Source organism: Ensifer sp. Root142 (assembly GCF_001426785.1).
Taxonomy (GTDB): domain Bacteria; phylum Pseudomonadota; class Alphaproteobacteria; order Rhizobiales; family Rhizobiaceae; genus Ensifer; species Ensifer canadensis.
This window is the reverse complement of sequence record NZ_LMFK01000047.1, coordinates 281,538-300,720: the sequence shown is the minus strand read 5'-3', so window position 1 is coordinate 300,720 and position 19,183 is coordinate 281,538. Positions and strand designations below refer to the sequence as shown.

Annotated in this window: 18 protein-coding genes and 1 pseudogene; 14 read left to right on the top strand and 5 right to left on the bottom strand. The window is 61.6% G+C overall.

The window, feature by feature from the left end; genetic code table 11:
* The first annotated feature begins 31 nt into the window (after positions 1 to 31).
* The 7 genes and pseudogenes from ASD52_RS33565 to era all read left to right on the top strand — a co-directional run bounded on the left by ASD52_RS33565 (position 32) and on the right by era (position 6,487).
* Positions 32 to 2,257, top strand: a complete 2,226-nt coding sequence (locus ASD52_RS33565) for a bifunctional (p)ppGpp synthetase/guanosine-3',5'-bis(diphosphate) 3'-pyrophosphohydrolase (RefSeq protein ID WP_025426383.1) — start codon at positions 32 to 34, stop codon at positions 2,255 to 2,257.
* 345 nt (positions 2,258 to 2,602) lie between these two features.
* A complete protein-coding gene (locus ASD52_RS38035; protein ID WP_067698885.1) occupies positions 2,603 to 2,755 on the top strand; it encodes a DUF3563 family protein in 153 nt (50 codons plus the stop codon).
* Between the two features lie 106 nt (positions 2,756 to 2,861).
* Positions 2,862 to 3,504 (top strand): annotated as a pseudogene (locus ASD52_RS33560) (DUF2062 domain-containing protein).
* Positions 3,501 to 3,920: a holo-ACP synthase gene (acpS, locus tag ASD52_RS33555; RefSeq protein WP_025426385.1), complete on the top strand. Its 420-nt coding sequence runs from the start codon at positions 3,501 to 3,503 to the stop codon at positions 3,918 to 3,920. The pseudogene ASD52_RS33560 and the gene acpS overlap by 4 nt, the downstream one beginning before the upstream one ends.
* A 169-nt stretch (positions 3,921 to 4,089) precedes the next feature.
* Positions 4,090 to 4,833: a signal peptidase I gene (lepB, locus tag ASD52_RS33550; protein WP_025426386.1), complete on the top strand. Its 744-nt coding sequence runs from the start codon at positions 4,090 to 4,092 to the stop codon at positions 4,831 to 4,833.
* On the top strand, positions 4,830 to 5,549 hold the full coding sequence (rnc, locus tag ASD52_RS33545) for a ribonuclease III (RefSeq protein ID WP_025426387.1): 720 nt from the start codon (positions 4,830 to 4,832) through the stop codon (positions 5,547 to 5,549). The genes lepB and rnc overlap by 4 nt, the downstream gene beginning before the upstream one ends.
* A gap of 8 nt (positions 5,550 to 5,557) precedes the next feature.
* The gene (gene era, locus ASD52_RS33540) at positions 5,558 to 6,487 is read left to right on the top strand and encodes a GTPase Era (protein WP_025426388.1); all 930 of its coding nucleotides are present in this window, start codon (positions 5,558 to 5,560) and stop codon (positions 6,485 to 6,487) included.
* Between the two features lie 240 nt (positions 6,488 to 6,727).
* Here the strand turns inward: era and ASD52_RS33535 are convergent, their stop codons facing one another.
* Positions 6,728 to 7,753, bottom strand: a complete 1,026-nt coding sequence (locus tag ASD52_RS33535) for a glycerophosphodiester phosphodiesterase family protein (RefSeq protein ID WP_025426389.1) — start codon at positions 7,751 to 7,753, stop codon at positions 6,728 to 6,730.
* A gap of 174 nt (positions 7,754 to 7,927) precedes the next feature.
* Between ASD52_RS33535 and ASD52_RS33530 the strand changes: the two genes are divergently transcribed.
* The 4 genes from ASD52_RS33530 (at position 7,928) to ASD52_RS33515 (ending at position 13,543) form a co-directional block, all read left to right on the top strand.
* Complete coding sequence (locus ASD52_RS33530) at positions 7,928 to 8,974, top strand: glutathione S-transferase family protein (RefSeq protein ID WP_057211459.1); 1,047 nt, start codon at positions 7,928 to 7,930, stop codon at positions 8,972 to 8,974.
* 306 nt (positions 8,975 to 9,280) lie between these two features.
* Positions 9,281 to 10,537, top strand: coding sequence for a cyclopropane-fatty-acyl-phospholipid synthase family protein (locus ASD52_RS33525; RefSeq protein WP_025426391.1), 1,257 nt, complete (start codon positions 9,281 to 9,283; stop codon positions 10,535 to 10,537).
* 172 nt (positions 10,538 to 10,709) lie between these two features.
* Entirely contained in the window at positions 10,710 to 13,016 is a 2,307-nt protein-coding gene (locus ASD52_RS33520) for a Tex family protein (protein WP_025426392.1), read from the top strand.
* A gap of 209 nt (positions 13,017 to 13,225) precedes the next feature.
* Entirely contained in the window at positions 13,226 to 13,543 is a 318-nt protein-coding gene (locus ASD52_RS33515; protein WP_025426393.1) for a hypothetical protein, read from the top strand.
* A 136-nt stretch (positions 13,544 to 13,679) separates the two neighbouring features.
* Here the strand turns inward: ASD52_RS33515 and rkpK are convergent, their stop codons facing one another.
* From rkpK to ASD52_RS33500, 3 genes are all read right to left on the bottom strand, one after another.
* Positions 13,680 to 14,993 (bottom strand): UDP-glucose 6-dehydrogenase, encoded by a 1,314-nt coding sequence (gene rkpK / locus ASD52_RS33510; protein ID WP_025426394.1) that lies wholly within the window; start codon positions 14,991 to 14,993, stop codon positions 13,680 to 13,682.
* A 72-nt stretch (positions 14,994 to 15,065) separates the two neighbouring features.
* Entirely contained in the window at positions 15,066 to 16,109 is a 1,044-nt protein-coding gene (locus ASD52_RS33505) for an NAD-dependent epimerase (protein WP_057211454.1), read from the bottom strand.
* A 69-nt stretch (positions 16,110 to 16,178) separates the two neighbouring features.
* Positions 16,179 to 16,511 carry a helix-turn-helix domain-containing protein gene (locus ASD52_RS33500; RefSeq protein ID WP_025426396.1) on the bottom strand — a complete coding sequence of 111 codons (333 nt, stop codon included), beginning with the start codon at positions 16,509 to 16,511 and terminating at the stop codon, positions 16,179 to 16,181.
* Between the two features lie 49 nt (positions 16,512 to 16,560).
* Between ASD52_RS33500 and ASD52_RS33495 the strand changes: the two genes are divergently transcribed.
* Both ASD52_RS33495 and ASD52_RS33490 read left to right on the top strand, forming a co-directional pair.
* Entirely contained in the window at positions 16,561 to 17,043 is a 483-nt protein-coding gene (locus tag ASD52_RS33495; protein WP_057226537.1) for an SRPBCC domain-containing protein, read from the top strand.
* A gap of 13 nt (positions 17,044 to 17,056) precedes the next feature.
* Positions 17,057 to 17,413 carry a glyoxalase/bleomycin resistance/dioxygenase family protein gene (locus ASD52_RS33490; RefSeq protein ID WP_025426398.1) on the top strand — a complete coding sequence of 119 codons (357 nt, stop codon included), beginning with the start codon at positions 17,057 to 17,059 and terminating at the stop codon, positions 17,411 to 17,413.
* 16 nt (positions 17,414 to 17,429) lie between these two features.
* Here the strand turns inward: ASD52_RS33490 and ASD52_RS33485 are convergent, their stop codons facing one another.
* Positions 17,430 to 18,167, bottom strand: coding sequence for a L,D-transpeptidase (locus tag ASD52_RS33485; protein ID WP_025426399.1), 738 nt, complete (start codon positions 18,165 to 18,167; stop codon positions 17,430 to 17,432).
* Positions 18,168 to 18,403: 236 nt separating this feature from the next.
* Between ASD52_RS33485 and recO the strand changes: the two genes are divergently transcribed.
* The gene (recO, locus tag ASD52_RS33480; protein ID WP_038576811.1) at positions 18,404 to 19,150 is read left to right on the top strand and encodes a DNA repair protein RecO; all 747 of its coding nucleotides are present in this window, start codon (positions 18,404 to 18,406) and stop codon (positions 19,148 to 19,150) included.
* The last annotated feature ends 33 nt before the right edge of the window (positions 19,151 to 19,183 follow it).

Here is a 19,183-nt window from a genome sequence, read left to right as displayed (position 1 = left end):
TTATTGTCTTTTCCCATGGAGCCGCCAGCGAATGATGCGCCAGTACGAGCTCGTTGAGCGCGTTCAGAAATACAAGCCCGACGTCAATGAAGCCCTGTTGAACAAGGCTTACGTCTACGCGATGCAGAAGCACGGGCAGCAGAAGCGGGCAAGCGGCGACCCCTACATTTCCCACCCGCTGGAAGTGGCGGCGATCCTTACGGAAATGCATCTCGACGAATCGACGATCGCAGTCGCGCTCTTGCACGACACGATCGAGGATACGACCGCGACCCGGCAGGAGATCGATGATCTCTTCGGCGAGGACATCGGTGCGCTTGTCGAGGGCCTGACCAAGATCAAGAAGCTCGATCTCGTCACCAAGAAAGCCAAGCAGGCGGAAAACCTGCGCAAGTTGCTGCTCGCGATCTCCGACGACGTGCGCGTCCTCTTGGTCAAGCTTGCCGATCGTCTGCACAACATGCGCACGCTCGACCATATGACGCCCGAGAAGCGGGCACGCATCTCCGAAGAGACGATGGACATCTATGCGCCGCTCGCCGGCCGCATGGGCATGCAGGATATGCGCGAGGAGCTCGAAAACCTCTCGTTCCGCCATATCAATCCGGAGGCCTTCGAAACCGTCACCCGCCGCCTGGAAGAGCTGTCCGAGCGCAATGAAGGCCTGATCAAGAAGATCGAGGACGAATTGACTGAGCTGCTCCAGACCGAGGGGTTGAAGGGCGCGCAAGTCAAGGGGCGGCAGAAGAAGCCCTATTCGGTCTTCCGCAAGATGCAGTCGAAATCCCTGTCCTTCGAGCAGCTTTCCGACGTCTGGGGCTTTCGTATCGTCGTCGACGATATCCCGTCGTGCTATCGCGCGCTTGGCATCGTGCACACCCGCTGGCGCGTCGTGCCTGGCCGCTTCAAGGATTATATCTCGACGCCAAAGCAGAACGATTACCAGTCGATCCATACGACCATCGTCGGCCCGTCGCGCCAGCGCATCGAACTGCAGATTCGCACGCGCCGGATGAACGATATCGCCGAATACGGTATCGCCGCTCACTCGCTCTACAAGGACGGCGAGGGGGTCTCGACGGAAACCGCCCTGTCGCCGACCTCGAACGCCTATTCCTGGCTGCGGCGCACGATCGAGTCGCTCGCCGAAGGCGACAACCCGGAAGAGTTTCTCGAGCATACCAAGCTCGAGCTTTTCCAGGACCAGGTGTTCTGCTTCACGCCGAAGGGGCAGCTGATTGCGCTGCCGCGTGGCGCGACGCCGATCGACTTTGCCTATGCGGTCCACACCAACATCGGCGACACCTGCGTCGGCGCCAAGATCAACGGCCGCATCATGCCGCTGGTCACGCGCCTCAACAACGGCGACGAAGTCGAGATCATCCGTTCGGGCATCCAGGTGCCGCCGCCGGCGTGGGAAGAAATCGTCGTCACCGGCAAGGCGCGCTCCGCCATCCGGCGCGCGACGCGCGCTGCCATCCGCAAGCAATATGCCGGCCTCGGCTATCGCATTCTGGAGCGAACCTTCGAGCGCGCCAGCAAGACGTTTTCACGCGAAGCGCTGAAGCCCGCGCTGCATCGGCTTGGACATAAAGAGGTCGAGGATGCGATCGCGTCGGTTGGCCGCGGCGAACTGTCGTCGCTCGACGTGCTGCGCGCGGTTTTCCCCGACCATCAGGACGAGCGCGTCACCGTCAAGCCGAACGCCGACGATGGCTGGTTCAACATGCGCAGTGCCGCCGGCATGGTGTTCAAGTTGCCTGGCCGATCCAAGGAGGCGGGCGAGCCGGCGCAAGCGGAAGGTCCGGAAGCGCTGCCGATCCGAGGGCTCTCGGGTAACGCCGGCGTGCATTTCAGCGCGGCGGGTGCAGTTCCGGGCGACCGTATCGTCGGCATCATGGAGAAGGACAAGGGGATCACCATCTACCCGATCCAGTCGCCGATCCTGCAGAAGTTCGACGACGAGCCGGAGCGCTGGATCGACGTGCGTTGGGATCTGGACGAGGCCAACAGCAGCCGCTTCATGGCGCGCATCGCCATCAGCGCCTTGAACGAGCCGGGCACGCTGGCGGAGGTCGCCCAGTCGATCGCGACGAGCGACGTCAACATCCGCTCGCTTTCCATGGGGCGTGTGGCTGCCGACTTCAGTGAGTTGCAGTTCGATCTCGAGGTCTGGGATCTGAGGCAGCTGAACCACCTGATCACGCAGTTGAAGGAATTGCCGAGCATCTCCACGGTCAAGCGCCTCTTCGAGTGAAGGGGCGCCGCTCGACTTTCGCATAGCTGCCGAACCGTCACCACCGGCGCCGTTGCTTCCGCCTTCCGTCGGGGTCTCGCCTTGGCAGGCGGATCATGATCGGCACTTTCTTCTTCTTGCCTCCGTCTGTCTGGCCGTCCGTGAGGGTTGGCGATACTCGCATTCGGCGGTGAAGTTTGGGCCTGTGCGCGTCCGTTTTGCGCAGTTGCCTTCAAAACAGGCAGGTCGGGGCTTGAAAAACGGCAAGGCATGCTTGTTGCGCATGGCTGCTGTCTCTTCCTGGCTCTGGTGGAACAGTGACCTCTAAACTATCTTCTGCATGGGAGGTAAACGAAGAGGTTTGCCATGTTAAATCAGTTGAAGAAGATCACCCGCGCTCTGCGCGTCGCCACTCAGGAAGAGCGCGAGCTCGCCTATCTCAACGGTTCGGTCGATCGCATCGATCTCGAATACCGTCAGCGCCAGATCGATCGCGGCCTGTTCCGCAACGGCTACTAAGCCGCTGCCTGTTCCCGCATGATGGCGGGAATGGCGAGCCATGCGCCAGGCGAATGGCTCAATCGTGATCGCTGCACCACACGCCAGCGGGTTGCAAGCAAGGGGCATGACGCCTATCTTGCGGCCTTTAAACAGGCGGACACGCCGTCTTGTGCCGACTGGCGGTTTCAAGATGCGGTCATGACGGCATAATGTTATTCAGACGTAGAAAACCGGTCACGATATCCGAGAGGCTTCGCGCGCTTTTATGGCCGCGCAAGGGCTTTCGGCGTGGCCCGAGATACATGGCGCTGCGCATCCTGCGCCTGTCGTCGTCACCGCACTCGATTGCGGTCGGGGTCGCTGCAGGTGCCGCGTCCTCCTTCACGCCCTTCTTTGGGCTGCATATCATCATCGCGGTCGCGGTTGCCTCCGCGTTCTCCGGCAATCTGCTTGCGGCAGCGATCACCACGGCGCTTGCCAACCCGGTGACCATCCCGATGATCCTGACCGCGTCCTACGAACTTGGCACGGTCATCATGGGACCGCAGGCGTCAGGTCCCGCAACCGGCGCGGACGTCGCGCATATGGTCGAGCACCTCGAATTGTCGGCGCTTTGGGGGCCTGTGTTCAAGCCTATGCTCATCGGATCGGTTCCGCTTGCCGCCGCCGGCGCACTGATCTTCTATCCTCTTGCCTATCAGGCAGCCCGTCTTTTCCAGTCCCGCCGCAGGCGCGCGCGCGCGTCCGGTGCAAGGTCCACATCATGATCATCGGTATCGGCAGCGACCTCATCGACATCAGGCGCATCGAAAACTCGCTCTCGCGTTTCGGCGAGCGTTTCGTCAATCGTTGCTTCACCGAGGTGGAAATTGCCAAGTCCGAAGGTCGCAAGAACCGCGCCGCCTCCTACGCCAAGCGCTTCGCTGCCAAGGAGGCCTGTTCCAAGGCGCTCGGCACCGGAATAGCGCATGGCGTCTTCTGGAAAGACATGGGCGTCATCAATATGCCCGGTGGCAAGCCCACGATGCATTTGAGCGGTGGTGCTGCCGAACGGCTCCAGGCGATGGTGCCCAAGGGGCATCGGGCGGCAATCCATCTGACGATTACCGACGATTTCCCGCTGGCGCAGGCCTTCGTGATTATCGAAGCACTCCCCGTTGCCCCGCCAGAGGGAACGGTTTAGAGCATTCCGTTGAGAAATCCGGGCGTGCCCGATTGCAGGGGGCAGAGCGCCCTTGCAGCATGGATACAGAATTGCGCATCCGCCGGTGAGGCTGGAACCGAAAGCGCGAATGACAGTTGATTGAGCGGAGCGCCTATCCAGCGCGCCGATGACAAAGGAAGACAGCAGCGTGGCAGAAAAGACAGAAGCGAAGCAGAGCGGTCTCTGGGAGAATGTGAAGGTCATCATCCAGGCGCTGCTCCTGGCCGTGGTCATTCGCACCGTCTTCTTTCAGCCCTTCACCATTCCGTCGGGCTCGATGATGCCGACCCTGCTTGTCGGCGACTACATCTTCGTCAACAAGTTCGCCTACGGCTACTCCAAGTATTCGCTGCCGTTCTCGCCGGATCTGTTCTCGGGCCGAATCTTCGCCAGCGAGCCGGAGCGCGGCGACATCGTCGTCTTCCGCTTTCCGCCAAACCCGGACATCGACTACATCAAGCGTCTGGTCGGCCTGCCGGGCGATCGCATCCAGGTCCGCAACAGCATTCTCTACGTCAACGACAAGCCGATCGATCGCGCGCCTGACGGTGTCTTCCGCGCCGACGATCAGTACGACACCGGTGGCGACGTTCCGGTCTACCGCGAAACCATGGACAATGGCGTTTCCTATGACACGCTCGATCAGTTCCCGGATTCGCGCGGTGACAACACCCGCGAGTTCATCGTGCCCGAAGGTCATTACTTCATGATGGGCGACAATCGCGACAACTCGGCCGACAGCCGCTTCGACGTCGGCTTCGTGCCGGCCGAGAACCTTGTCGGCCGCGCGAGCCTGATCTTCTTCTCGCTCGGCAATGACACCTCGTTCCGCGAGATCTGGAAGTGGCCGGCGAACCTGCGCTACGACCGCCTGTTCAAGGCGGTCGAATGATGAAGGCGCGGTCGCTAAGCGCGGAGGATCGGGCCAAGCTCGAGGCCGTGATTGGCTATCAGTTCAGCGAGAAGGAACGGCTCGATCGGGCGCTGACCCATTCCAGCGCCCGCAATGCCAGGGGATCGAACTACCAGCGGCTCGAATTCCTCGGAGACCGTGTGCTGGGGCTTTGCGTCTCCGAGCTTCTGTTCCAGACCTTTCGTGATGCCAACGAGGGCGAACTTTCGGTGCGGCTGAACCAGCTCGTCAGCGCCGAGAGCTGCGCCCTGGTCGCCGACGACCTGGCGCTGCACCAGTTTATCCGCACCGGTTCCGACGTGAAGAAAATCACCGGAAAGGCGATGATGAATGTGCGCGCCGATGTGGTAGAGTCGCTCATCGCCGCCATCTATCTCGACGGCGGGCTGGAGGCGGCGCGTAAATTCGTGCTGCTTCACTGGAAAGAGCGGGCGACCCGTGCCGACGGCGCCCGTCGCGATGCCAAGACCGAATTGCAGGAATGGGCGCATGCCAAGTTTGGCATTGCGCCGACATATCGGACGGACAACCGCTCCGGCCCCGACCACGACCCGCGTTTCACGGTGACCGTGGAGGTTGCCGGCGTTGCGCCCGAGACCGGGACGGATCGATCCAAGCGCGGCGCCGAGCAGGTGGCCGCGACAAAATTGTTGGAACGCGAAGGCGTGTGGCGGAAAGTCTCCGCCGGAAATTGACGGAAAACATGACGGATATGGAAAAAGATACGGCCGCCGAAAGCGCGCCGACCCACTCTGGTTTCGTGGCGCTGATCGGCGCCACCAACGCGGGAAAATCGACGCTGGTCAACCGCCTCGTCGGCGCCAAGGTTTCGATCGTCAGCCACAAGGTTCAGACGACCCGGGCGATCGTGCGTGGCATTGCCATCCACGACAACGCACAGATCGTGTTCATGGACACGCCGGGCATCTTCAAGCCACGGCGCCGGCTCGACCGGGCAATGGTGACGACGGCCTGGGGTGGCGCCAAGGACGCCGATGTGATCATGCTCCTGATCGACAGCGAGCGTGGCCTGAAGGGCGATGCGGAAACGATCCTTCAGGGCATGAAGGAAGTCCACCAGCCGAAGATCCTGGTTCTGAACAAGATCGACCAGGTGCGACCGGAGGATCTGCTGAAGCTTGCAGCGGCGGCCAACGAGACGATCAAGTTCGAGCGCACCTTCATGATCTCCGCGCTGACCGGCTCGGGCTGCAAGGATCTGATGGATTATCTTGCCGAGACGCTGCCGGAAGGTCCCTGGTATTATCCGGAAGACCAGATCTCCGACCTGCCGATGCGCCAGCTCGCGGCCGAAATCACTCGCGAAAAACTGTTCCTGCGCCTGCATCAGGAACTTCCCTACGCCTCGCATGTCGAAACCGAGAAGTGGGAAGAGCGCAAGGACGGATCCGTTCGTATCGAACAGGTGATCTACGTCGAGCGCGAAAGCCAGAAGAAGATCGCACTCGGCAAGAATGGCGATGCGATCAAGGCGATCTCCACCGCGTCGCGGAAGGAAATCTCCGAAATCCTTGAGCAGCCGGTGCACCTCTTCCTGTTCGTCAAGGTGCGTGAAAACTGGGGCGATGATCCCGAGCGCTTCCGCGAAATGGGTCTTGAGTTCCCACGCTGATCGGCCAGTATTCTCAATACCGCTAACGCCGCTCGCCAGCCCTGCTGGCGGCCGGCTCCTCTCGGAGGGTGAACTTCGGGCTGCCGGGCATCTGCCGAAACGACAGGCGGGACTTGTCTCAGGTCAAGGCGCCGGTGCCCCAACCGTACGCTCCCTCAGTGACAAACGAGATTGGATAGGAACCGCTACTGCATGTTTCCTTAAATCCTATTCGATTTAAGGATAAAAACATGCAGCAAATCAAAGTGCTGCAGCGACCTTTGCGCGTCTAATAAGACGCGCGGCGCTGTAGGACGCCGGCTGTCTTTTTGCCAGCATCGGCCCGATCATCTCGGCACGGTTAGTCCAGACGTAGCCCGAGAAGTTCTCCGGCACCAGTTCAAGATCTTCCGCGCTATCGATGCCCGTGGTGAAATCTCCGCCGGCATAGGGGCCGAGCAGGATGATCTCGCTGCCGGCTGATTTCATGCGCTGTGCAAAACGGTCGGGCCAACCCCACAGCCAGGGCGCATAGTTTCCCGGAACGATCACCAGCGTGTTCTGGCAGGCGGCCGGAACGACGCCGGTCCAGCCATAGGCGATGTAGCGGGCGAGGCAGCCGACGACAGAGTTCCTGTCGTAACCACGCAGGCCCTTCACCAGCTTCAGCGCTTCCCGCGTCGGCTCGCCGCCGCCATAGACCCCAAAGACGGCTTGCCGCCATTCCGGATGTGTTTCGAGCAGGGCGGCGAGCGCTGCGCCTTCCTCGGCCCGGCGGCTCTTGAAATTGACGAGAAACTGGCGATCGGGCAGGGCGGTGAAAACCTCCTCCAAGGTCGGCATGTGGCCGGTGCCTTTTCCGCGGAACGGAAAGGTCTTGCCGCCGTCGGCGGTATAGCCGTAGCCGATGTCGAGCGATTTCAGCACCGTCATTGGCGTTTCCTCGGTGACCCCTTTGCCTTCAGTGCGGCAGTCGAACGTCCAGTCGTGGAAGACCGCGAACTGCCGATCGGGCGTCAGGTGGATGTCGAGTTCGACGACCGCAGCGCCGGAATCGAAGGCGGCCTGCATTGAGGCGACGGTATTTTCGAGGTGATCGTGCCGTGGCTTTTCGATGATCTCGGCCGTGCAGGTATCGTTCCCCACGCCCGCTTTCGGATAGGTCTGGTGGATGCCGCGATGCGCGAGAATCTTAGGCGGGCCCTCGGGGGGCGTTGCCAGCAGGGACGTGTTGAGGAGCCAGACGACGGCAGCAAAAAGCACGGCGACAATGACGAATCTTTTCATCCTGATTCTCCCTCTCGCGACCGGGATTGCTCGACAATGTGGCGCTACCGTGATGCTACGCGCTGGGCGTGTGGGCTGTGTAATGCGAACGATCTGTCAACCGGCCGCCGAATTGACCGGCACGCGCCCGCGTGTGAGTGAGTTGGCATTCCCCGCAGGTTCAGGAGAGAATTCATGCCGCAGCTCGTCGATGGAAAATGGGTCAAGGGTGACGTTGCTGCGAGCGAGATGAAGGGTGGCGCCTTTTTCCGCGAGCCGACCCGTTTCCACAGCTGGATCACGGCCGATGGCGGCCCCGGCCCGCAGGGGCAGCCAGGTCTTCCGGCGGAGGCCGGGCGCTTTCGTCTGTTCGTTTCGTACCTCTGCCCCTGGGCGTCGCGCACGATCGCTTTTCGCAATCTCAAGGGACTGCAGGACGTCATCGGGCTTACCGTCTCCGACCCGCTGCTAGGCGAGGATGGTTGGGTCTACGACGAGCCTGTGGACGCTGGCGGGCGTGTTGGTCTGATCCGTTATCATCACGAGCTCTATACGGCGAGTGATGGCCATTACACCGGCAAGGTGTCGGTCCCCGTCCTTTGGGACATGAAGGAAGGGCGCATCGTCAACAACGAATCCGCCGACATCATCCGCATCCTGAATTCGGCTTTCGACGACCTGACCGGCAACCGCCTCGATTTTTACCCTCAAGCGCTGCGTGCGGAGATCGATCACTGGAACGACCCGATTTACGAGCGCGTCAACAACGGCGTCTACCGCGCCGGGTTCGCCAAGTCTCAAAGCGCCTATGACGAGGCCGTCACGAGCCTGTTCGGGATGCTCGACGAGCTCGAGCGCCACCTGGCGGCCAATCGTTACATCGCCGGCGAGTACCTGACGGAGGCCGATATCCGTCTGTTCGTGACATTGATCCGGTTCGATGCGGCCTACCACGGCGTCTTCAAGTGCAATCTTCGCCGGATCGAAGATTATCCGGCGCTTTCCAACTATCTGCGCGAAATCTACCAGTGGCCCGGCATCGCCGAGACGGTGCGCATCGACCATATCAAGCGAGGCTATTACGGCATCGCCCACGTCAATCCGACCCGCATCGTGCCTGTTGGTCCCATGCTCGATTTCACCCGGCCGCATGACCGGCATTCCCTACCGGGTCGCGGGGTCGTCGGAGCTGAGGCCAATTCGGCCGATTTACTAAGCAAACAAATCTTTGAGGGGGCATAAAAAGCCCATTGCCAATCGTTTGAAGCTTACTAAGTTAGTGTAAGTTCTGATGGATAGGAGCCCGATGGCGGCTGGCATGGCGAATTTCCGGCAGCGCGCGCACGAGGAGCGCCGCATCTGTTCCGGATACCATGAGGCCACGCCAGAGCCGGTTTTCGCCGCTTCCAGAATTAGGTCGCGTCATGCCCCTGCGTTCCGCATCATTCTTCATGCGCGCCGCAACGCTTTCCCGGAAGCCCCGATAGAACCGGCCCCGTCGCCGCTCCTACGCAGCAGGACACAGGATGTGTCTGGCAGGGGTTGGATATGAATGCGGCATTGTTGAATTTGCTTCGCCGTCTGGTGCGCAAGGGCAATCTGACGGTGTTTTTTTCTGCGGGTGAGCAGGTCATTCTGGGTGACGGCTCGGGAAAGCCGGCAACGATCCGCATTGTCGATGCGGAAGCTGAAAAAGCGATCGCTATCGACCCGGGGCTTCGTTTCGGCGAGCTTTATATGGATGGCCGCGTCGTCATCGAGGACGGCGACATTTTCGATGTGCTCTCGATAGTAAAGGAAAACGGTCTGGAGAACGCCGCGACTGTTCCCAACACGCTGGTTGCTCTTCAGCATGTGTTGCGCCAGCAGGTGAAGAGCCGCATGCCGGTCAATCGCAACCGGCACAATGTCGCCCATCACTATGATCTCGATCGCAAGCTCTTCAATCTGTTCCTCGATCAGGACTGGCAATATTCCTGCGCCTATTTCGAGCCGCCGGGCATCTCGCTCGATGAGGCGCAACTCGCCAAGAAGCGCCATATCGCCGCCAAGCTGCTGCTTGAACCCGGGCAGAAGGTGCTTGAGGTCGGCTCCGGCTGGGGCGGGATGGCGATGTATCTTGCGGAATCCTCCGGCGTCGAGGTGACGGGCATCACACTCAGCGAAGAGCAGCTGAAGATCTCGCGCGAGCGGGCGGCCAAGCGAGGCTTGTCCGATCGTGTCCGCTTCGAGCTTCAGGACTATAGGACGATGCAGGGGCGGCAGTTCGACCGCATCGTGTCGGTCGGTATGTTCGAACATGTCGGCATCGGCAATTACGGCCGATTCTTTCGCAAGATCAGGGAATTGTTGAAGCCTGAGGGCGTGATGCTGTTGCACTCGATCGGGCAGGTCTACAAACCCTGGGCGACCAATCCATGGATCGAGAAATACATCTTCCCCGGCGGTTACATCCCGGCGCTTTCGGAGGTTCTGCCTTCCGTTGAAAAGACCCAGCTTCTCGTCAAGGATATCGAGATCCTGTCGATGCACTATGCCTGGACATTAAGGGCGTGGCGGGAGCGTTTCCTCGCGCGGCGCGAAGAGGCGGTAAAGCTGTTCGACGAGCGCTTCTTCCGGATGTGGGAGTTCTATCTCGCCGCGTCGGAGACGGCCTTCCTGCATGACAAGCACTTCATCTTCCAGCTGCAGCTGTCGCCGTCGCTCGATACGGTGCCTTTCGCACGCGGTTACATCGAGGCGAAGGAACGGGAACTGATGGAATTCGAAATGACCCGCCCGCCGCTTGAGCTGGTGGATATTTAACGCATGTCGCCCGAAAGTGCGCCGCGGTTTCGGTGCAACGACATCCTTAGAAAACACAGGTCGAGCGCACCTCTCCTGTGGAGTTCCGGTTTCGCCACGCAAGCCTTCACTTGGCCTTGAAGACCTGCGCCTTTATGGTCGCCGACTGAAAACAGGAAAGACGGATCCCACCATGGCCAGCCCAGCAAAACCCATCGCCGCCATCATTGCCAGCGAGATCAAGGCGTCGACCTCCCAGGTAATCGCCGCGGTGGAGCTGCTCGATGAGGGCGCGACGGTGCCGTTCATCGCGCGTTACCGCAAGGAAGTGACCGGCGGGCTCGACGACACGCAGCTGCGCACGCTGGCTGAGCGTCTGACCTATCTGCGCGAACTGGAGGCAAGGCGGGGTTCGATCATCGAATCGATCCGCGGACAGGGCAAGCTGACCGACGAACTCGAAGCCAAGATCGCCGCGGTGGAAACCAAGGCCGAACTCGAAGATATCTATCTGCCCTACAAGCCGAAGCGGCGCACCAAGGCGGAGATCGCCAAGGAGCGGGGCCTTGGGCCGCTTGCCGAAGCTATTCTCGCCGACCGGACGGTCGCACCGGCTGACCGCGCCGCAAAGTTTCTGACGGCAGATGTGCCCGATGTGAAGACGGCGCTTGACGGCGCGCGCGACATTATCGCCGAAGGCATGGCGGAGAATGCCGACCTGCTCGGCCGCCTGCGCAATCACATGAAGGGCGCGGCGTTCCTGCGGGCCAAGGTCGTCGACGGCAAGCAGGCGGCGGGTGCCAAGTTCTCGGACTATTTCGATCATTCCGAACGCTGGGCGACCACACCGGGTCACCGGGCGCTTGCCATGCTGCGCGGCTGGAACGAGGAGGTGTTGTCAGTCGATATCGTCGTCGATCAGGACGATACGTCTCCCGTCAAACCGGTCGAGCGCATGATTGCGGCCGCCTACAATGTCGGCGGACAGCTGCCGGGCGACAAATGGCTTTCCGAGGTTATCGGTTGGACCTGGCGCGTGAAGCTGTCGATGTCGCTGTCTCTCGACCTGATGCGCGAGCTGCGCGAACGGGCGGAAGAGGAAGCAATCCACGTTTTCGCCCGCAACCTGAAGGACCTGCTGCTGGCCGCTCCGGCCGGCTCGCGCGCGACGATGGGGCTGGATCCGGGCATTCGCACCGGCGTCAAGGTCGCCATTGTCGATGGTACCGGCAAGCTTTTGGAGACAACGACCGTTTATCCGTTCCCGCCGAAGAACGATGTCCGCGGCACGCAGGCCGAGCTGGCATCGCTGGTCCGCAAGCACAAGGTCGAGCTGATCGCGATCGGCAATGGCACCGGCAGCCGCGAGACGGAGAAGCTTGTCGCCGACATGCTTGCCCAACTGCCGGCGCCAAAGCCCACCAAGGTCATCGTGTCCGAAGCCGGTGCTTCGGTCTATTCCGCCTCGGAGACGGCCGCACTTGAGTTCCCCGGTCTAGACGTCTCCCTGCGTGGCGCCGTCTCCATCGCCCGGCGCCTGCAGGACCCGCTGGCTGAGCTCGTCAAGATCGAGCCGAAGTCGATCGGCGTCGGCCAGTATCAGCACGATGTCGACCAGTCGAAGCTCAACCGCTCGCTGGATGCGGTCGTGGAAGACGCGGTGAACGCCGTCGGTGTCGATGTGAATACGGCATCCGCACCGCTGCTTGCGCGCGTCTCCGGTCTCGGCAAGTCTTCGGCAGAAGCGATCGTCGCACACCGCGATGCCGCCGGACCGTTCGCCAGCCGCAAGGAACTCTTGAACGTCGCGCGTCTCGGCGCCCGCACCTTTGAACAGTGCGCCGGCTTCCTGCGCATTCCTGATGGCAAGGAGCCGCTCGATGCGTCGTCGGTCCACCCGGAAGCCTATGGTGTCGCCAAGAAGATCGTCGCGGCCTGCGGGCGCGATGTGCGCGCATTGATGGGCGACAGCGCGGCGTTGAAGCAGCTCGATCCGCGTGTCTTCGTCGATGAGCGTTTTGGCCTGCCGACGGTGAAGGACATTCTGGCCGAACTGGAAAAACCGGGCCGCGACCCGCGCCCGAGCTTCAAGACCGCGACCTTCGCCGAGGGCATCGACGACATCAAGGATCTGAAGGTCGGCATGCAGCTCGAAGGCACCGTGACAAATGTTGCCGCCTTTGGCGCCTTCGTCGACATCGGCGTCCATCAGGATGGCCTCGTTCATGTTTCGCAGCTTGCGGACCGGTTCGTGAAGGACCCCCATGAAGTGGTCAAGGCCGGCGACGTGGTTCAGGTGCGGGTGACCGAGGTGGATGTACCGCGCAAGCGCATTGGCTTGACCATGCGCAAGGACATCGGTGCCGATACGGGCCGCGAGGCGAGGGCGCCGGCATCGAACAACGGCAATCGCAGCGCGCCAGCGCGTCCGCAGAAGCCGCAGCAGCCGTCGCAGGGCGCCTTTGGTGCCGCGCTCATGGAAGCGATGAAGCGCAAGTAATACGGGTCGCCCAGAAGTCGTATCGGTTCCCGGGTTACTCTCCGTAAATTAGTCAATTGTAATATACGGATTGCTCCGCCATACTGATCTCGTGGCGGCACTTGTATCGTGTCGCGAGCAAGTGCCGATCATAACAATGCCGGTCAACGGCGGATGAGGTCAGCGGAAACTCCTTTTCCGCCGGGTTTCCCGGCGAAAGGAGGTGCGTCATGGGACGCAATATGATCCGTGGCCTCGCTCGAGCCGTCATATTGGCGGCCGCGGTGACGGCACTTCCAAACCCGGCAAGTTCGCAGGTGATGGCGAACTGTGCCGCGCGATCCGAAGTGATCGAATTTCTCATGCGACAGTATCAGGAAAAGCCTGCGGGGATCGGATTGATCAACCCGCATGCGGTGATGGAAATCTATGCCGCCGATAGCGGCACCTGGACCCTGATCGTCACGGATGTCACCGGCCGAAGCTGTGTCATCCTTGCCGGCAAAAGCTGGGAGGCACTGCCGCCCCAGCCGATACCGAAGGCATAGAGCATGTCGCGCAAAAGTGTGCAGCGGTTTTGCGATAACGACATGCGGCATAACAGGAAACTTTAAGTCTGTCGCCGCCTGTCGCAGACGATCGCCGGGCAGGGCGCCCGGCGTTAGATTCCGTGTCTTGCAGCCCTCACTGCGGCCGGCCGACGCTGGCATAGGCAAAGCCGTGCTTTGCAACTTCGTCGGGGCGATAGATGTTTCTGAGGTCGACCAGTACCGGCGCCTTCATCACGGCTTTCAACCGGCGGAAGTCGAGCGCGCGGAACTCGTTCCATTCGGTCACGATCACCAGCACGTCGGCCTCTGCGGCTGCCTCGTACGGATCCTTGGCGAAATCGAGACCGTCCATCAGTTTCTTGGCGTTTTCCATGCCTTCCGGATCATAGCCGACGACATGGGCGCCGGCGTCCTGCAGCGTCTGAACCACGGTGATGGCCGGGCTGTCGCGCATGTCGTCGGTGTTCGGCTTGAAGGTGAGGCCGAGGACGGCGACCTTGCGTCCGCGTACATCGCCGCCGGCAGCCGCGATAACCTTGCGGCCCATGGCGCGCTTGCGGTTGTCATTGATGGCGACGGTGGTCTCGACCAGGCGCACGGGGCTGTCGAAGTCCTGGGCGGTCTTGACCAGCGCCAGCGTGTCCTTCGGGAAGCAGGAGCCGCCGTAACCCGGGCCGGCATGCAGGAATTTTCCACCGATACGGCCGTCGAGGCCGATGCCGCGGGCAACGTCCTGCACGTTGGCGTCGACCTTCTCGCAGAGATCGGCCATCTCGTTGATGAAGGTGATCTTCATCGCCAGGAAAGCGTTGCCGGCGTATTTGATTAGTTCGGAGGTGCGGCGCGAGGTGAAGACCAGCGGCGCCTGGTTGAGGTAGAGCGGACGGTAGACCTCGGTCATGACGTCGCGGGCGCGCGCATCATCGTCGGCAAGGCCGATGACGATGCGGTCGGGGCGCTTGAAGTCCTCGATGGCGGCACCTTCGCGCAGGAATTCCGGATTGGAAACCACGGCGAAATCGGCGTCCGGGTTGGTTTCGCGGATGATGCGCTCGACCTCGTCGCCGGTGCCGACCGGAACCGTCGACTTCGTCACGATGACGGTGAAACCCTTGAGGTTGACGGCGATCTCGCGCGCTGCGGCGTAGACATAGGAGAGATCGGCATGGCCGTCGCCGCGACGCGACGGCGTGCCGACGGCGATGAAGATCACGTCGCTGTCCGCGACCGCCGAAACGAGATCCGTGGTGAACGACAGGCGGCCGGACTGGACATTGCTCGCGACGAGATGGTCGAGGCCGGGTTCAAAGATCGGAATGCGCCCCTGCATCAGGGCATCGATCTTGCTTTCGTCCTTGTCGAGGCAAACCACGTCATGGCCGAAATCGGCAAAACACACACCCGAAACAAGGCCGACATAGCCGGCGCCGATCATCGTGACTTTCATCTGCTCTTCCTTTTGTTGCGAGAGCTTCGCTTATGCAAAGTGTGGCGACGGCAGTCGTCGCCGATGGTTGCCTCAGGCCTGCCGGGCCGGCGAGCCAGCCTTCTCGGAGCGACCGTAATATTCGTCATACCAGGCTGCAAAGCGCGCGACACCGTCTTCCACCGAAATCGACGGCTTGAAATCGGTGAGCGCCTCAAGCAGATCCGGAGACGCATAGGTGCGTGGCACATCGCCCTGCTGCATCGGCAGCATGTTGCGAAGCGCCGGGCGACCGACTGCCTTTTCGATCGTCTCGATGAAGGTCATCAGTTCGACCGGCTGGCCGCCGCCGATATTGACGACGCGGAATGGCGCCTGCCGCGACAGCGTGTCCTGCGCCTTTTCGGATGGCACCCGGTTTTCCTCCGAGGGGAGGACATGCGAAAGCCTGAGGATGCCTTCGACGAGATCGTCGATATAGGTGAAGTCGCGGCTCATGCGGCCTTCGCCGTAAATGTCGATCGGCCGGTCGTTGTGGATGGCGTCGATGAACTTGAACAGCGCCATGTCGGGCCGACCCCAGGGGCCATAGACCGTGAAGAAACGGAAGGCCGTCGTCGGCACCTTGTAGAGATGGGCATAGCTGTGCGCCATCAGTTCCATCGATTTCTTCGTCGCCGCGTAGATCGTCATCGGCTCGTCGGCCCGGTCTGTCTCGGCGAAAGGGATCTTTTCGTTGGCGCCGTAGATCGATGAGGTCGAGGCCAGCATCAGGTGCTTGGGGCCGATTTCGCGCGCCAACTCCAACATGTTCCAGGAGCCGATGAGGTTGGAATCGACATAGGCCTTGGGGTTTTCCAGGCTGTAGCGGACGCCGGCCTGGGCAGCCAGATGGATGATGACCTCCGGCTCGGCAAGCTCTGCGGCGTGGTTCAGCGCATCCCGGTCTTCCAGCATGCCGACGACCGCCTTGAAGCCGTTCGAGCGGGCGAGGATCGCGTGGCGCTGTTCCTTGAGCGTGACGTCGTAGTAGGGCGTCATTCCGTCGAAGCCGACGACGAAATGCCCTTCGTCGATCAGTCGCTTTGCAAGATGAAAACCGATGAAGCCGGCCGTGCCGGTGATGAGGTAGCGCAAGACGATATCCCCAGATTGCGTTGTCGCGCGTTCATACGAAGAAAGCAGGGCAATGGAAAGCCGAAACCGTCATTCCGAGGGGCGGTCGAGCCCTTGCTGAAGGGCGGAAAGGATCGACATCGCCTGGCCGGCATACTGGCTGATCCAACGATTGTGGATGGCCTGGATCGGCATGGCGTTGAGGTGGTTCCAGCGCTCGCGGCCCTCACGCTGAACGATCACCAGATCGGCGTCTTCGAGAACTCTTAAATGCTGCATGACGGTGCAGCGATCAAGGCTGTCAAACTGCTCGCAGAGCATGCCGGTCGTCTGCGGCTCATCCTTCAGGGCGTCGAGGATCTGTCGGCGCAGGCCGTTGGCGAGTGCCTTGAAAACAAGGTCATCTTTCGAATCGGTTGACATGTTATATTTTTATAACATATGCTGTGTCAGCACAATGGGAGAAGAGGTCATGTCTTTCGAATTTCGTGTGAATGGACGCATCGACCGGCCTGTCGCCGAGGTATTCGATGCCGTGGTCAATCCTGATCAGATCAGCAAGTACTTCGTCACCCTTGGCGGGGTCAGTGGGCCCTTGGTCGCCGGAACAACGGTTACCTGGTGGGGCAACGTGCCGATAGAGGTCGAGGCCGTGGAACCCCACGAGCGCATCGTCCTTCGCTGGGATGCGTTGGTGGAGAAGGAGGAGGAGCCTTATCGCACCAAGGTCGAGATGCGCTTCCAGCCACTCGAGGACGGCGCCACCATGGTGACGATCGCCGAAACCGGCTGGCGCGAAAACGCGCGCGGACAGAAGAGTTCCTACATGAACTGCGAGGGTTGGTCGCAAATGCTGGCCTGCATGAAGGCCTGGCTCGAATACGGCATCAACCTGCGCCAGGGCTACTACGTCAGCGAATTGTCCGGGCAGCCCGCAACCGAGCCGCCGCTTTAAGGGAGATCACACGATGACGATTACGGGTGGTATCAACATCGCTATGAAGGTGCCGTCGCACCAATATGAGGCGGTCGTCGCCTTCTACCGCGACACGGTCGGTCTCGAGCCTTTCGACGAGAAGGCGCCGGCCAAGGGTTTTATCCTCGGTCCTAACAGGCTTTGGATCGACGAGGCGCCGAATTACAGCCAGGCGGAGGTGTGGCTCGAACTCTTCACCGACGACCATGAGGCCGCACTCGGCGGGCTTGCCGAAAAAGGCGTGGTGCGCTGCGATGCGGTCGAGGATCTCGGCGAAGGCTTTCGCGGCGGCTGGATCATGAACCCGGCCAACATTGTGCACATGCTGCGCACGCCGGACGCCTGGTAGGCGCCCGGCAGCGGGATTAGTAGGCGAACGGCTCGCCGGCGTTTGCCGGCGTCGACATTGGCGCGAGCGTCTCATTCATCGGCGCTTCCGCCTGCAGCACGACGACGCGCGAATCCTTCGGCACGCGGCTGTAGAGATCGATGATATCAGGGTTGAAGAGCCGGATGCAGCCGCTCGATACCGCCTTGCCGATCGACCAGGCCTCGGTGGTTCCGTGGATGCGGAACAGCGTGTCGCGGTCGCCCTGGAAAAGGTAGAGCGCGCGCGGCCCAAGCGGGTTGCGCACGCCCGGTTCCATGCCGCCGGCAAGCGGGCCGTAGCGTTCGGGTTCGCGCGCGACCATGCTGGAGGTGGGCGTCCAGCGCGGCCATTCGGCCTTGCGGCCGATACGGGCTTCGCCTTCGAATTCCAGGCCGGCCTTGCCGACCCCGATACCGTAGCGCATCGCCATGCCGCCGTCCTGGACCAGGTAGAGGAAGCGATTCTGCGTGTCGATCACGATGGTGCCGGGCGGCTCATGGGTCGCATAGGCAACCTGCTGGCGCAGATAGCGCGTATCGACCTTCCTGATATCGATGGCGTCGAGCGGAAACTTTTCGTCCGGCTTCGGTCCATACATCGCGACATAGTAGGGATCGGGTCCCTTCGGCTTCGCCGGTCCGCCGCTGGTCACGCAGCCTGCGAGCGTGGACGTGGCAAGAAGGAGGGCGAAGAGCTGCGCCAAGCGGCCGGCGCTGTTCCGGGACACACACATAATCGGGTCAATATTCCTGCTGATTGCATTTCGGGAGGGAGCGGACGTTGCCGCCGTGTACGGCCGTTCTAATGCCAAACATGGCCTCGGGGAGGCAAGAGCGCGACGGAATTGAGGCAATTGGTGAGTGTCACCGAAAGGCGACAGTGCGGAGGTCTGCGTGAAAGCGCTAGATCGCGATGCCAGACTGGCATCATCGCTTGATCCGCTTTCCATCGCGGGTGTATGCCTTTTTCATGCAATGGAGCGATCAGGCCATCATTCTCGGGATCAGGCGGCACGGCGAAAGCTCGGCCATCGCCGAAGTCATGACTGCGTCGCGGGGCCGGCATCTTGGCATGGTGCGGTCCGGCCGTTCGCGCACCATGCAGCCCGTCCTTCAGCCGGGAAATACCGTCGAATTGACCTGGCGCGCGCGGCTCGATGAGCATATGGGCGAGTTCCGCATCGAGCCGCTCGAACTCCGGGCGGCGCGGCTGATGGAGGCGGCCACGTCAGTCTATGGCATCCAGGCGCTGGGCGCGCTTTTACGCCTGCTGCCGGAGCGCGATCCGCATCCGCATCTCTATGAGGCGCTGGCCGTCATCGTCGATCACCTCGAGGATCCGGCCGATGCCGGTGAACTGTTCGTGCGCTTCGAACTTGCCGTTTTGAACGATCTTGGTTTCGGGCTTGATCTGACCGAATGCGTGGCGACCGGAACGCGCGAAGACCTGGCCTTCGTGTCGCCGAAGTCGGGCCGGGCCGTCTGCCGCGCAGCCGGCATGCCCTATGCCGACCGCATGCTCGCGCTGCCGGAGTTTCTCGCCGTCGAAGCGCGAAGTGCGGCCGACTATGACAGCCTTGCCGCCGCCTTCCGCCTGACGGCCTTCTTTCTCAACCGCCATGTCTATGAGCCACGCGGCCTCAAGGTTTCGTCCGCGCGCGATGGTTTCGTCAATGCGGCGCTCAAGGCATTGAGGCCTTCTTCTTCAGCCGCGTGATCGACAGCGCCGCGCGTCCGATCGGGCGTGTGA